This is a genomic window from Pseudomonas sp. R62, from assembly GCF_000257605.1.
In the GTDB taxonomy this organism is placed as follows: Bacteria; Pseudomonadota; Gammaproteobacteria; order Pseudomonadales; family Pseudomonadaceae; genus Aquipseudomonas; species Aquipseudomonas atacamensis.
The window spans coordinates 392,127-406,737 of record NZ_JH635999.1; the positions used below are offsets into that span (position 1 = coordinate 392,127).

At 61.0% G+C, this 14,611-nt stretch carries 13 protein-coding genes and 3 tRNA genes; all 16 read left to right on the plus strand.

Annotated features, from left to right (window positions below; all coding sequences use genetic code 11):
* On the plus strand, positions 1-304 hold a 304-nt coding region (locus OQK_RS20010; RefSeq protein ID WP_038861453.1), incomplete at its 5' end, for a FimV/HubP family polar landmark protein.
* Between the two features lie 267 nt (positions 305-571).
* Entirely contained in the window at positions 572-1,396 is an 825-nt protein-coding gene (truA, locus tag OQK_RS20015) for a tRNA pseudouridine(38-40) synthase TruA (RefSeq protein ID WP_016773937.1), read from the plus strand.
* A gap of 64 nt (positions 1,397-1,460) precedes the next feature.
* Positions 1,461-2,093, plus strand: a complete 633-nt coding sequence (locus OQK_RS20020; protein WP_016773938.1) for a phosphoribosylanthranilate isomerase — start codon at positions 1,461-1,463, stop codon at positions 2,091-2,093.
* A gap of 199 nt (positions 2,094-2,292) precedes the next feature.
* Entirely contained in the window at positions 2,293-3,213 is a 921-nt protein-coding gene (gene accD / locus OQK_RS20025; RefSeq protein ID WP_016773939.1) for an acetyl-CoA carboxylase, carboxyltransferase subunit beta, read from the plus strand.
* Positions 3,210-4,517, plus strand: a complete 1,308-nt coding sequence (gene folC, locus OQK_RS20030; RefSeq protein WP_016773940.1) for a bifunctional tetrahydrofolate synthase/dihydrofolate synthase — start codon at positions 3,210-3,212, stop codon at positions 4,515-4,517. The genes accD and folC overlap by 4 nt, the downstream gene beginning before the upstream one ends.
* Positions 4,501-5,160, plus strand: a complete 660-nt coding sequence (locus tag OQK_RS20035) for an SPOR domain-containing protein (RefSeq protein ID WP_016773941.1) — start codon at positions 4,501-4,503, stop codon at positions 5,158-5,160. Before folC ends, OQK_RS20035 begins: the two co-directional genes overlap by 17 nt.
* Before the next feature lie 98 nt (positions 5,161-5,258).
* Positions 5,259-5,819, plus strand: coding sequence for a CvpA family protein (locus OQK_RS20040; RefSeq protein ID WP_016773942.1), 561 nt, complete (start codon positions 5,259-5,261; stop codon positions 5,817-5,819).
* Between the two features lie 41 nt (positions 5,820-5,860).
* Complete coding sequence (gene purF, locus OQK_RS20045) at positions 5,861-7,366, plus strand: amidophosphoribosyltransferase (RefSeq protein ID WP_016773943.1); 1,506 nt, start codon at positions 5,861-5,863, stop codon at positions 7,364-7,366.
* 71 nt (positions 7,367-7,437) lie between these two features.
* Positions 7,438-8,649, plus strand: a complete 1,212-nt coding sequence (locus OQK_RS20050) for an O-succinylhomoserine sulfhydrylase (protein WP_016773944.1) — start codon at positions 7,438-7,440, stop codon at positions 8,647-8,649.
* Entirely contained in the window at positions 8,646-9,422 is a 777-nt protein-coding gene (locus OQK_RS20055) for an SDR family oxidoreductase (protein WP_016773945.1), read from the plus strand. The genes OQK_RS20050 and OQK_RS20055 overlap by 4 nt, the downstream gene beginning before the upstream one ends.
* A gap of 166 nt (positions 9,423-9,588) precedes the next feature.
* A tRNA-Val gene (locus OQK_RS20060) sits at positions 9,589-9,664 on the plus strand.
* Between the two features lie 55 nt (positions 9,665-9,719).
* Positions 9,720-9,796, plus strand: a tRNA-Asp gene (locus OQK_RS20065).
* Between the two features lie 93 nt (positions 9,797-9,889).
* A tRNA-Asp gene (locus OQK_RS20070) sits at positions 9,890-9,966 on the plus strand.
* Between the two features lie 478 nt (positions 9,967-10,444).
* The gene (locus OQK_RS20075; protein ID WP_016773946.1) at positions 10,445-13,276 is read left to right on the plus strand and encodes a xanthine dehydrogenase family protein molybdopterin-binding subunit; all 2,832 of its coding nucleotides are present in this window, start codon (positions 10,445-10,447) and stop codon (positions 13,274-13,276) included.
* Entirely contained in the window at positions 13,269-13,808 is a 540-nt protein-coding gene (locus OQK_RS20080) for a (2Fe-2S)-binding protein (protein ID WP_016773947.1), read from the plus strand. Before OQK_RS20075 ends, OQK_RS20080 begins: the two co-directional genes overlap by 8 nt.
* 2 nt (positions 13,809-13,810) lie before the next feature.
* Positions 13,811-14,611, plus strand: an 801-nt coding sequence (locus OQK_RS20085; RefSeq protein WP_016773948.1) for a c-type cytochrome, incomplete at its 3' end; no start/stop codon positions are given.

Consider the following 14,611-nt stretch of genomic DNA (forward strand, 5'->3'; position numbering starts at 1 on the left):
CGCCGAGCCGGATGCCTTCGCGGCCGAGCTGGACGACGTCAATGCCGAGCTGGATCGCCTGTCGCAAAGCATGGCCGAACCGAGCTTCACCGAAGCGGACGCGGCGATGGGTGATGATTTGGGAGAAGACGATTTCGACTTCCTCGCCGGCACTGACGAAGCAGCGACCAAACTCGATCTTGCCCAGGCCTACATCGACATGGGCGACGCCGATGGTGCGCGCGACATCCTCAACGAAGTGTTGACCGAGGGTGACGAGAAGCAGCGGGGCGAGGCCAAGGAAATGCTTTCCAACCTGGCGTAAGTTCAGCGGTAAACAATAAGCGGCAGCCCGGTGGGGCTGCCGTTTTTGTTGGTGCCGAATTCTGTGGTGTTTGATCGATTGCTTTCGCGAGCAGGCTCGCTCCCACAGGGGGGGGGCATTGCAAATGTGGCAGCGAGCTTGCTCGCCAAGGGGGCGGTACTGCCGATAGAGAACTCTGGCATCCCCAGCCCACCGCCTTATAATGCCCGCCTTTGCAAATCAGCAGGCTGTCCCACCTTGGCAAACATAGATAACCCGGTCGCCGAAATGGCGCCCGACGGCTTTTACCGCGTCGCGCTGGGCGTTGAGTACAAAGGCTCGCGTTACAGCGGCTGGCAACGGCAGCTGACCGGAGTGGCGACTGTGCAGGAAGAGCTTGAAAAAGCCCTGTCGAAAGTCGCCAATTCGCCGGTTTCCCTGCAATGCGCCGGGCGTACCGATGCCGGCGTGCATGCCTGCGGCCAAGTGGTGCACTTTGACACCCAGGTTGATCGCTCGCTGAAAGCCTGGGTCATGGGCGCCAATATCAATCTGCCCCACGACATTAGCGTCAGTTGGGCCAGGGTCATGCCGGCGCATTTTCATGCGCGCTTCAAGGCCATCGCCCGGCGTTATCGCTATGTGATCTACAACGATCAGATTCGCCCGGCGCACCTCAATGAAGAAATCACCTGGAATCACCGTCCGCTCGACGCCGAGCGTATGGCCGAGGCCGCGCAGTACCTGATCGGTACCCACGATTTCAGCGCGTTCCGGGCCGGTCAGTGCCAGGCCAAGTCGCCGATCAAGAAGATGCATCACCTGCGCGTGACTCGTCACGGCAAGATGATCGTGCTCGACATTCGTGCCAACGCGTTCCTCCATCACATGGTGCGCAATATTGCCGGTGTGCTGATGACCATCGGTGCCGGGGAGCGCCCGGTGGAGTGGATGAAAGAAGTGCTGGAGAGTCGCGAGCGTCGCTCCGGCGGGGTGACGGCGCATCCATATGGGCTCTATCTGGTGCAGGTCGAGTATCACGACGAATTCCCGTTACCCGAGCGCTTTATCGGGCCACATTTCCTTACGGGTTTCTCCGAACTTGACGGCTGACGCTGTCGAACGCTTTTGTTACCATCCGGGACGTTTTCGGATTTTGCCTTGAGGTTTTCCTGACATGTCAGCCGTTCGCAGCAAGATCTGCGGCATTACCCGCATCGAAGATGCGCTGGCCGCCGTCGAAGCCGGTGCCGATGCGATCGGTCTGGTGTTTTACGCCAAGAGCCCGCGTGCAGTGAGCGTGCAGCAGGCTAGGGCAATCATCAAGGCGTTGCCGCCGTTCGTGACTACCGTGGGGCTGTTCGTCAATGCCAGCCGTTGCGAGCTGGGAGAAATCCTTGATGCGGTGCCGCTGGATCTTTTGCAGTTCCATGGCGACGAAAGCGCGCAGGAGTGTGAAGGCTGGCATCGGCCGTACATCAAAGCGCTGCGGGTCAAGGCCGGCGATGACATTGCCACTGCCTGCGATGCCTTTCCCGGCGCCAGTGGCGTACTGCTCGACACGTATGTCGAAGGGGTGCCTGGCGGAACCGGCGAGGCGTTTGACTGGTCACTGATTCCGCAACACTTGAGCAAGCCGCTGATTCTGGCCGGCGGCCTGACGCCGGAGAACGTTGCCGACGCGGTAGCACGGGTCAAGCCCTACGCGGTGGATGTCAGCGGCGGGGTAGAAGCGAGCAAAGGCATCAAGGATCACCACAAGATTCGCGCATTCATCAACGCGGTGCGCGGCAATACATCGTCGATGTGACGGCTGGCAGTCTGCCGCCGTCCATCAATGCACTTGCACAAAGCAGGCGCGGCTGAGGGTTGGTGAATCGTACGCAGGTCATGTTTCGCGCTGACCGCGACTGTTCGGCAACCATCGCCACACACATGAATTTAGCTCAAGGGCATACGCGGGGCTGCGAACCAGAGCGTTCGGGCCGCCGGTACTGGAGAAAGAAAGCATGAGCAACTGGTTAGTAGACAAACTGATCCCTTCGATCATGCGCTCGGAGGTCAAGAAGAGCTCGGTGCCTGAAGGTCTGTGGCACAAATGCCCATCCTGCGAGGCGGTGTTGTACCGTCCGGAGCTGGAAAAGACCCTGGACGTTTGCCCCAAGTGCAACCACCACATGCGCATCGGCGCACGTGCGCGCATCGACATCTTCCTCGATCCGGAAGGCCGCAACGAACTGGGCGCTGACCTGGAGCCGGTTGACCGTCTGAAATTCCGCGACGGCAAGAAGTACAAGGATCGCCTGGTTGCTGCGCAAAAGCAGACCGGCGAAAAAGACGCGCTGATCTCGGTCAGCGGTACCTTGCTGGGCATGCCGGTAGTGGTTTCCGCATTCGAATTCAACTTCATGGGCGGTTCCATGGGCGCCATCGTCGGTGAGCGCTTCGTTCGCGCTGCCAACTACGCACTGGAAAACCGCTGCCCGATGATCTGCTTCGCCGCTTCCGGTGGCGCGCGCATGCAGGAAGCGCTGATCTCGCTGATGCAGATGGCCAAGACCTCGGCCGTGCTTGCGCGTCTGCGTGAAGAAGGCATTCCGTTCATCTCCGTACTGACCGACCCGGTCTACGGCGGCGTTTCCGCCAGTCTGGCGATGCTTGGCGACGTCATCGTCGGCGAACCGAAAGCCCTGATCGGCTTCGCCGGCCCGCGTGTGATCGAGCAGACCGTGCGCGAGAAACTGCCGGAAGGCTTCCAGCGCAGCGAATTCCTGCTGGAGCACGGCGCGATCGACATGATCATCCACCGTCAGGAACTGCGTCCGCGTCTGGGTAACCTGCTGGCACAGATGACCGGCAAGCCGACGCCGAAGTTCGTCGCCGCGCCGATCGAACCGATCGTGGTGCCACCGGTGCCTGCCAACGTATGACCCAGCGCACCCTTGGTGAATGGCTCGCCTACCTTGAGCAGTTGCATCCGTCGGCCATCGACATGGGCCTGGAGCGTTCGCAACAGGTAGCGTCCCGCATGGGGCTGGGCCAGCCGGCGCCTCGGGTGATCACGGTCACCGGCACCAACGGCAAGGGTTCGACCTGCGCGTTCGTGGCTTCGTTGCTGCGTGCCCAGGGCCTGAGCATTGGTGTCTACAATTCTCCGCACCTGCTGCGTTACAACGAGCGGGTGCAGCTCAACGGCGTCGAAGCCACTGACGCGCAGCTCTGCGAAGCCTTTGCTGCGGTCGAGGCGGGCCGCGGCGAGACTTCCCTGACTTACTTCGAAATGGGCACTCTGGCAGCGTTCTGGCTGTTCCAGCAGGCGGCGCTTGACGCTGTGGTGCTTGAAGTGGGGTTGGGCGGGCGTCTGGATACCGTCAATGTGGTCGATGCCGATATTGCGCTGGTCACCAGCATTGGCGTCGATCACGCCGATTATCTGGGCGATACCCGCGAATCCGTCGCCTTCGAGAAGGCCGGTATCTTCCGTCAGGGCAAACCGGCCTTGTGTGGCGATCTGAATCCTCCGCAACCACTGCTCGACAAGGCGCACGAACTGGCTTGCCCATTCTTTCTGCGTGGACGCGATTTCGATCTCGGCATCACTGACCAACACTGGCAATGGCGCGGCACCGATGCCCTGGGCCAAGTGGTCGAGTTGCGCGACTTGCCGCTGCTCGATCTGCCGATGGAAAACGCCGCGCTGGCGCTGCAAGCCTATCTGCTGACAGGTTTGCCGTGGAATGCCGAACAGATTGTCCCTGCATTGCAGGCGACGCGCGTGGTCGGACGCCTCGATCGTCGGTCATTCGAATGGAATGGCAAGCGCCTGAACGTTTTGCTTGATGTTGGTCACAACCCGCACGCCGCTGAGTATCTCGCCCGGCGTCTGGCCGCGCGGCCGCCGGTTGGCAAGCGTCTGGCGGTGTTCGGATTGCTGGCCGACAAGGATCTGGATGGTGTTGTTGGCGAATTGAATGCTAGTGTCGCGCATTGGGCTGTCGCGCCGCTGGATTCGCCGCGCGCGCGTCCGGTGGCTGAACTTGAGGCAGCGCTGGAGAACCTTGGCGCTTCTGTTACGTCTTACGACAGCGTCGCGGCGGCTCTGGAAGGGCAGTGTGCGGTAGCAACCAGTGACGACGAGATTCTCTTGTTCGGATCATTTTATTGTGTCGCCGAGGCCCTTGAATGGCTGGCCCGGCGCTCCACGGAGGAAGCGGCAAATGGCTTTGCTGGATAAAGCGTACAAGCAGCGCATGGTTGGCGCGCTGGTGCTGGTGGCGCTGGCGGTGATCTTCCTGCCGATGCTGTTTTCCCGTCAGGACGAGCAGCGTCAGGTGACCGTCGAGGCCCCGGCTGCGCCTCAGCCTTCGGCCATGCCGCAAGTGCAAATGGACCCGGTCGCCGTGCCCGAGCCGCAAGCCTTGCCGCAAGAGCCTGTGCCGACTGACGAAGAAGTCGCTGAAGAAGCTGCGCCCGCTGCACCGGCCACCCCGGCCGCCCCGGCACCGACCATCCCGGCGCAGATTGCCCGCCCGGCAACGCCGCCACCAGTGGTCAAGCCGATTCCGGCGCCGGCTCAGCCAATCACCTCCGCAACCAGCAAGCCTGACACCACGCAGAGCCGCGTCGATGCCAACGGGCTGTCGGTGAGCTGGTCAGTGCAACTTGCCAGCCTGTCGAGCCGCGCCAGCGCCGAGAGCCTGCAGAAGAACCTGCGCAGCCAGGGTTACAACGCTTACATTCGCTCGGCCGATGGCAAGAATCGGGTATTCGTCGGTCCGCTGATCGAACGTGCCGAAGCCGATCGTCTGCGCGATCTGCTGAGCCGTCAGCAGAACCTCAAGGGCTTCGTTGTCCGTTTTCAGCCTGAACGTGGCTGAAATCTATCATCTCGATTGAAAAGCACTGACAATCGCAGCTTACCGACAGCCATGCGCTCTGCTAAAATGCGCCGCCTTATCCGTCTGTAGGCTGCACTGTGCCATTTACCTGGGTTGACTGGGCGATCGTTGCAATCATCGCCATCTCCGCTTTGATCAGTCTGAGCCGCGGCTTCGTAAAGGAAGCTTTATCGCTGCTGACCTGGATCATCGCAGGAGCGGTTGCCTGGATGTTTGGTGGCTCACTGTCCGAGTACCTCGCCGGATACATCGAAACCCCATCGGCTCGCGTGATCGCGGGCTGTGCCATCATGTTTGTCGCCACACTGATCGTGGGCGCAATGATCAATTATCTTATCGGCGAGTTGGTTCGCGTTACCGGGTTGTCCGGGACCGATCGATTCCTCGGCATGGCCTTCGGCGCAGCGCGTGGCGTGTTGTTGGTGGTCGTGGCGGTCGGGCTGTTGAGCCTGGGGCCGGTACAGCAGGACGGGTGGTGGAAAGAATCACAGCTCGTGCCCAAGTTTCTATTGGTCGCCGACTGGTCCAAAAACCTGATACTCGGGTGGAGCAGTCAGTGGCTTGCCAGCGGAATCAGCGTACCCGCTGAGATTCCGTTCAAGGAGCAGCTCTTGCCGACGGCGAAAACGCCTCAGTGAGTGCTGTTCAGTTCAGATCCATTAAGTAGGGGTTGCGTCGCATGTGTGGCATCGTCGGTATCGTCGGTAAGTCGAACGTCAATCAGGCGCTGTATGACGCGCTAACCGTGCTCCAGCACCGCGGCCAGGACGCTGCCGGTATCGTGACCAGCCATGATGGCCGGTTGTTCCTGCGCAAGGATAATGGCCTGGTGCGTGACGTGTTCCAGCAGCGTCACATGCAGCGTCTGGTCGGCCACATGGGTATCGGCCACGTCCGTTACCCGACTGCCGGCAGCTCGACGTCGGCCGAAGCCCAGCCGTTCTACGTCAACTCGCCGTACGGCATCACCCTGGCGCACAACGGTAACCTGACCAACGTTGAACAGTTGGCCAAAGAGATCTACGAATCCGATCTGCGTCACGTCAACACCAGTTCCGACTCGGAAGTGCTGCTCAACGTGTTCGCCCACGAGCTGGCCCAGCGCGGCAAGCTGCAACCGACCGAAGAAGACGTGTTCGCCGCTGTGACCGATGTGCACAACCGCTGCGTGGGTGGTTACGCCGTTGTGGCGATGGTCACCGGTTACGGCATCGTCGGTTTCCGCGATCCGCACGGCATTCGTCCGATCGTGTTCGGTCAGCGTCACACTGACGAAGGCGTCGAGTACATGATCGCCTCGGAAAGCGTTTCCCTGGACGTGCTCGGTTTCACCCTGATCCGCGACCTCGCGCCAGGCGAAGCGGTGTACATCACCGAAGATGGCAAGCTGCACACCCGTCAGTGCGCAACCAACCCGTCGCTGACCCCGTGCATTTTCGAACACGTCTACCTGGCGCGTCCGGACTCGATCATCGACGGCGTGTCGGTGTACAAAGCGCGTCTGCGCATGGGCGAGAAGCTCGCCGAGAAGATCCTGCGCGAGCGCCCTGAGCACGACATCGACGTGGTCATCCCGATTCCGGACACCAGCCGTACTGCCGCGCTGGAGCTGGCCAATCACCTGGGTGTGAAATTCCGCGAAGGCTTCGTCAAGAACCGTTACATCGGCCGCACCTTCATCATGCCGGGCCAGGCTGCACGCAAGAAGTCGGTACGCCAGAAGCTCAACGCCATCGAGCTGGAATTCCGTGGCAAGAACGTGATGCTGGTCGATGACTCGATCGTGCGCGGCACCACTTGCAAGCAGATCATCCAGATGGCCCGCGAAGCCGGCGCGAAAAACGTCTACTTCTGCTCGGCGGCACCTGCGGTGCGCTTCCCGAACGTCTACGGTATCGACATGCCGAGCGCTCACGAACTGATCGCGCACAACCGTTCGACTCAGGACGTGGCCGATCTGATCGGCGCTGACTGGCTGATCTATCAGGACTTGCCTGACTTGATCGAAGCGGTCGGTGGCGGCAAGATCAAGATCGAGCACTTCGATTGTGCGGTGTTCGACGGCAAGTACGTGACCGGTGACGTCGACGAGGCTTACCTGAACAAGATCGAACAGGCGCGCAACGATGCCTCGAAGGTCAAGACCCAGGCAGTCAGTGCGATCATCGATCTGTACAACAACTGAGTTTCCACCGGCCCTGAGGGGCCGGTTTTGTATCTGATATTCATTGTTCGAGAACAGCAAGGAGAGACAGCATGAGTCAGGAATGGGATGCCGGTCGGCTGGACAGCGACCTCGAAGGCGTAGCGTTCGATACCCTGGCCGTCCGTGCCGGTCAGCACCGCACGCCGGAAGGCGAACACGGTGACCCGATGTTCTTCACCTCCAGTTACGTGTTCCGCACCGCTGCCGATGCAGCGGCGCGCTTTGCCGGCGAAGTGCCGGGCAACGTCTATTCGCGCTACACCAACCCGACCGTGCGCGCGTTCGAAGAACGCATTGCCGCGCTGGAGGGCGCCGAGCAAGCCGTCGCCACGGCAACCGGCATGGCCGCGATCATGGCGGTGGTGATGAGCCTGTGCAGTGCTGGCGATCATGTGCTGGTGTCGCGCAGCGTGTTCGGCTCGACCATCAGCCTCTTCGAGAAGTACTTCAAACGCTTCGGCGTCGAAGTCGATTACGTCCCGCTGGCCGATCTGTCAGCCTGGGACGCGGCGATCAAGTCCAACACCAAACTGCTCTTTGTCGAGTCGCCGTCCAATCCGTTGGCCGAACTGGTGGATATCGCCGCCCTGGCTGAAATCGCGCATGCCAAGGGCGCGCAGCTGGTGGTCGACAACTGCTTCTGCACCCCGGCGTTGCAGCAGCCGCTGAAGCTCGGCGCGGACATTGTCGTGCACTCGGCGACCAAGTTCATTGATGGTCAGGGCCGCTGCATGGGCGGCGTTGTCGCCGGTCGCGGTGAGCAGATGAAAGAAGTGGTGGGTTTCCTGCGGACCGCCGGGCCGACCCTCAGCCCGTTCAACGCGTGGATCTTCCTCAAAGGCCTCGAGACCCTCAACCTGCGCATGAAAGCGCATTGCGCCAACGCTCAGGCGCTGGCCGAATGGCTGGAGCAGCAGGACGGCATCGAGAAGGTCCATTACGCCGGTCTGAAGAGCCATCCGCAGCACGAGCTGGCCCAGCGCCAGCAGAAGGGCTTCGGTGCGGTTGTCAGCTTTGAGGTCAAGGGCGGCAAAGAAGGCGCCTGGCGCTTTATCGATGCCACGCGGTTGATTTCGATCACCGCCAACCTCGGCGACAGCAAAACCACGATCACCCATCCAAGCACCACCTCCCACGGCCGTCTGGCGCCACAGGAGCGTGAAGCGGCAGGCATTCGTGACAGTCTGATCCGCGTTGCGGTCGGTCTGGAAGACGTGGCTGACCTGCAAGCTGATCTGGCGCGCGGTCTGGCGGCATTGTGATCGAGTTGTCCACACCCGCGGCCAACACCCATGGCCGCGTGGCGCTGGTCACCGGGGCTGCGCGCGGTATTGGCCTCGGAATCGCCGCTTGGCTGGTCAGCGAAGGCTGGCAGGTGGTGCTGACCGATCTTGATCGGGTGCGTGGTTCGAAAGTGGCGAAGGTGCTGGGCGAGAACGCCTGGTTCATCGCCATGGACGTCGCCGACGAAAATCAGGTCGCGCTGGGCGTGGCCGAGGTATTGGGGCAGTTCGGTCGCCTAGATGCATTGGTCTGCAACGCGGCGGTGGCCGATCCGCACAACATCACCCTGGAGAGCCTCGATCTGGCGTATTGGAATCGGGTGCTGGCGGTGAATTTGAGCGGGCCGATGTTGCTGGCCAAGCACTGTGCGCCGTATCTGCGTGCGCACAACGGTTCGATCGTCAATCTGGCCTCGACCCGCGCGCGACAGTCGGAGGCGGACTCCGAGGCCTACGCTGCGAGCAAGGGCGGGCTGTTGGCGCTGACCCATGCGCTGGCAATCAGCCTTGGACCGGAAATCCGCGTGAACGCAGTCAGTCCGGGCTGGATCGATGCCCGTGATCCCTCGGTGCGTCGCGCCGAACCTTTGGCCGATGCCGATCATGCTCAGCATCCGGCGGGCAGGGTAGGGGCTGTCGAGGACGTGGCGGCGATGGTGGCGTGGTTGCTGTCGAGGAATGCCGGGTTTGTCACCGGCCAGGAATTTGTCGTCGATGGCGGCATGACCAAGAAGATGATCTACACGGAATAACAAGCGAAGCCGCGTCCTGTGGGAGCGAGCCTGCTCGCGAATGCGGTCCATCGGTCGATGGCTTCTTCAGGAATGAAGCAATTTCGTCTTTTTCAGAAAAACTCCAATCCTGCTATTGACTTAGCTTCGCCACCTGCGTAAATTTCGCGGCCTCGGAGATGCAAACGGGTGATTAGCTCAGCTGGGAGAGCGTCTGCCTTACAAGCAGAATGTCGGCGGTTCGATCCCGTCATCACCCACCACTCCCGAGAAGCTTGCGCAAGCAAGAGAGTAGGCTGAAAGTGCCTGCACCGACGCGCAGCGGTAGTTCAGTCGGTTAGAATACCGGCCTGTCACGCCGGGGGTCGCGGGTTCGAGTCCCGTCCGCTGCGCCATATTTTACGAGTCAGATTGATCTGGTTCGCGATTGCCAGGCACCGAAGCCGGTAATCAAAACGAGTTACTTGAGCGCAAGCTCAAAGCGATACGCAGCGGTAGTTCAGTCGGTTAGAATACCGGCCTGTCACGCCGGGGGTCGCGGGTTCGAGTCCCGTCCGCTGCGCCATATCTGTTTCAAGGACCACTGAACGCCTTGAAGCGCCGAAACCAGTCATAGGCTGAATCGGATCGATAGCAAAGACCCTGGTCGAAAGACCGGGGTTTTTTGTGTCTGAAATTTGGTTATTCCCCTCTCGAACTCCTGCGCAAATCGTCCTGTAGGAGCTGCGGCACGCTGCGATCTTTTGATCTTGCTCTTAAAAAATCCAGATCAAAAGATCGCAGCCTCGTTTCACTCGACAGCTCCTACAAGAATCTCTGCAAGCCTACTGCGGTGCCACGTCGCATTGATTTTTTTTGATTATTTAGTCAGGTTTTTGTAACTGGTTGTTTGCTGTGGGCGCAGAAACCTTTAAAGTTAACCTTTCGGTCAGCTTTGCACTGTCAACACAGCTCTTTGCTTCGCCAGAAAGAGCTTCTGCACGACTCGAGATCCCCAGTAGATAACCACAAGGGCGGACCTATAACCGCCCAGAGGATGATCCATGTCCAACCGTGAAATATCCCGGCGCTCGTTCCTCCAGGGCGGGCTGGTGGCGGGTGTGAGCGTTACGCTCACGCCGCTCAGCAGTCAGGCGCTGGCTGCCTTGATGGAAAACAGCGTCACCGTGCCGTCCGAGAAATGGCTCGGCAATAACGGCAAGGCGCGGCAACGTAACGATGCCTTGTCCAAGGTCTGCGGCAGCAAGGTGTTTGCCCGCGACATCCGCGCCAAGGACATGCCTGGCTGGCCTGAGCAACAAGGCCACGCCATGCTGCTGAAAACCATCAAGGCCGACCGCATCTACGCAGGCTACGACCTGTCGTGGCTCGGCGCTGATCTGCAGCCGGACCGCATCGTTACCGCTGCCGATCTGGACAAGGACGGTATCGTCTTCCCCGAAGAGCACGCGCCTGATCCATTGCTGCCGGAAGGCAAAGTGCCGATGTTCATCGGTCACCCGGTAGCGATTCTGATCTGGAACGACTTCGAGCGTTTCCGTCAGGCCAAGAATCAACTCAAATTCAATGACAAAGCGATTCGTTACGGCGCCAAGGTGCCGTTCTACGAAGGCGACCCCTACGGCAGCTTCCGCTACGTGCGCGTCGGCGGCGCGACTTCGGCGGACGAAGACGAATTCGCCAGCCTCAAGGATTCGATCCTGTTCCCGATGCTGAAGAACCGCCGTCCAGTCTGGAATGCATCGCCGAACCTGCATGGCAACCTCACCGAGCGCGGCCTGTTCTACGCCGACCGCATGAAGCAGGAAATCGACACGCCGCCAGACAACTGGCTGGTGTTCGATGAGCGCTACAAGACGCCGTCGATCGAACCGGCCGCCCTCGAGCCGGACAACGGCAACGGCTGGTACGACCCGAAAACCAAAACCCTGCATTTCGTCGTGGCGACGCAGTGCCCGCTGGAAGTCGCGACCGAGACCGCGAAGATGATCGGGCCGTCGCGTTTCGGCTTGTCCAATCTGAACATGCACCCGGGCTATACCGTCGGCTATGGCTCCAAAGACCACAACATTTTTGTCTACTACGCAGCCCTGGCTGCGCTGTACGGCGCCGGTGTGCCGGTGCGTCTGGCCAACGACCGCTACGAGCAGTTCCAGAGCGGCATCAAGCGTCACCCGTTCGACATCCGCTACCAGTTGGCCGTGGACAAGAATGACTACACCTTCAAGATTTTCCGCGCGGAAATGAGCGTCGACGGCGGCGGTCGGGTCAACTACAGCCCATCGGTGGCGGCGGTTGGCGCCACGGCTGCGCAGTCGATCTACTACATGCCGCAGAACGATCTGCAGGTCACCGCGTATCACTCGCGCGCGGTCGAGGCGGGTTCGATGCGCGGTTACGGCACTCTTCAAAGCATGGCGGCGACCGAAATGATGGTCGACGAAATCGCCAATCGCCTGGGTGTCGACGCCATCGATTTGCGCCGCAGGAATGCCCTGCGTTCCGGCATGAAAAACACCCAGGGCGCAATCCCGGCCGGTGCACTGCGCCTGCATGAAATTCTCGACAAGGCCTCGGTGCACGAAGTCTGGAAAAATCGCGACACGATCAAGCAACAACGTGAAGCGGCAGACCCGGATAACTGGTACGGCGTCGGTTTCGCCATCTGCCAGAAAGACTTCGGCACCGGCTCCGAAGCGCCGATGGCCAGCATCGAATTCACCGCAGACGGGCGCATCACCCTGCGCCACATCGGTATCGAAATCGGCACCGGCATGTCCACTTCGCAAGCCTTGGTCGTCGCCGATTTCCTCGGCAGCCCGGCGCACGAGGTGAAGACCGGCGAAACCGAGTGGCAGGAAATGCAGCTGATCACCAGCGGCAACCCGTACATCATGAGTCAGGCCGAGCAGGACAATCTGCTGCGCAATCCGCGCTGGGTCGGCAAGTTGGCGTCGGCGTCTTCGGCGACCAACTCCGCCTATTACTTCAGCCACGCGACCCGTGAAGCGGCGCGGGTGCTGTTCAACCACGGCTTGTGGCCCGCGGCGCTGGAGATCTGGCGTCAGGGTCCGTACGGCGGCCAGGCCAACCCTTACGTGGTGCGTCGCGAAGATGCGCATTGGGTCGACGGCAAGCTGACCGCCAACGGCATGCAGCCGCTGAGTTTCGAAGAGCTGGCCAAGCGTGCCCACGATCGCGGTCTGGTGACGGGCGCCACGGTGCATGGTTTCAACCGCTGGAGCTGGGCCGAGGCTGAATACAGTATCGACGGCGTGCGCGAGCGCCTGCCGCTCGACGGTCTGGCGGTGAAATACGGCGATGGCGCGCCGCAAGCGAAGAAAGCGCAGATGAACAGCGCCGGCTTCCACTTGCTTGATCGGCAGAACGTCAACTACCCGGTAGTGCAGTTGAACAACGCTGCCGTGACCTATTACAGCCCGGTCGCGACGCTGGTCGAGTTGAAGGTCAATAAAGGCTCGGCGGAAGTTCAGGTGCTCAACCACCATTCGTGGATCGAGTGTGGTCGGGTGCTGGTTGAAGAGTTGGTCAAGGGCCAGCTCGAAGGCGGTATCGCCATGGGTATTGGTCATGCGCTGATGGAAGAGATGCCGTTGTACGAAGGCGGGCCGGGGGAGGGTGACTGGAACTTCAACCGTTACCGTCTGCCGATGGCCCGTCACGTTGCGGTGTGGAAGCAGACTGCGGAGATCCTGCCGCCGCTGTCGCCGAGCGATCCGTCCAAAGGCATCGCCGAAGTGGTGATGATCCCGATTGTCGGTGCCATCGGTAACGCCGTGGCGCACGCCATCGGTAAACGTGTTCGTGACTTGCCTATCACCGCTGCGCGCATCAAGGAGGCCCTCAATGGCTAACCGTCCGCTTCAACTGACCCTCAATGGTCAATCCGTCGGCCCGGTGGACATCCCTGATGACCTGCCGATGATCGACTACCTGCACGAATACAAAAACCTCACCGGCTCGCGGCTGGGCTGCGGTCAGGGGATCTGCCACGCCTGTGTGGTGATCGTCGATAACCCCGACGGCACCAGCGAGGAAGTGCGCACCTGCATCACCGGTGCGCATTACTTCGAGGGCAAGAAAGTTCGCACCATCGAAGGCCATGCCACTCGCGACGAGCAGGGCCAGGTCACCGAGCTCAATCCGATCCAGCAGCGCTTTGTCGACGAGTTCGCCTTCCAGTGCAGCTACTGCGCGCCAGGCTTCGTCAACGCCGCCACCGTGTTGGTCGAGAAGCTGCAGCGCCAGCCGATCGTCAAAAGTCAGCTGGAACAGGTGATCGAGGACAGCCTCGGCCATCACGTCTGCCGCTGCACCGGTTACGTGCGTTATTACAACGCCACGCGCAACGTGCTGACCGATCTCGGCCTGGTCAAGGAGGGTTGAGCATGAAGCGTTTACTGACCCGCCTGACTTTTGCGGTCGGACTGGCCGCGCCGCTTTTGGCGGTCCACGCCGATGAACAGGTAAAGCGCGGCGAATACCTCGCCCGCGCCGCTGACTGCATGGCCTGCCACACCGCACCGGGTGGCGCCCCGTATGCCGGCGGCCTGCCGATCCTCTCGCCATTCGGCACGATCTACGGCACCAACATCACCCCGAGCAAAGAGCACGGCATCGGTCTGTACAACGATGACGAGTTCTTCGCTGCGCTGACCGAAGGCAAGCGGCGCGACGGTGCGAATCTGTATCCAGCGATGCCGTACACCTCGTATCACCTGATGCCGCGCGCCGACTCCGATGCGATTCACGCGTATCTGAAAACCATCGAGCCGATCGAACGCGCCGCGCCGGTGACCAGCCTGAGCTTTCCGTTCAATGTGCGTCTGGGTCTGACCGGCTGGAACATGCTCTACGGCAAAGACGTCAAGCTGGAGCCGGCCGAAGGCAAAGGTGAGGCGTGGAAGCGCGGCCAGTACATGGTCGACGTTCTCGGTCACTGCGGCGAATGCCATACGCCACGCGGCCTGCCCGGCGCGATGCAAATGGACAAGCGCATGACCGGCGGCATTCTCAATGGTTATCTGGCACCGAGCCTGCTGGCCACCGATCTGGCCGCGCGCGGCTGGAATCAGCAGGATCTGAGCACGTTTCTCAAGCACGGCATGAGCGCGCAAGGGACGATGTTCAACGAGATGTTCCCGGTGTTTCATAACAGCACTCAAGGTCTGAGCGATGCTGACCTGGCG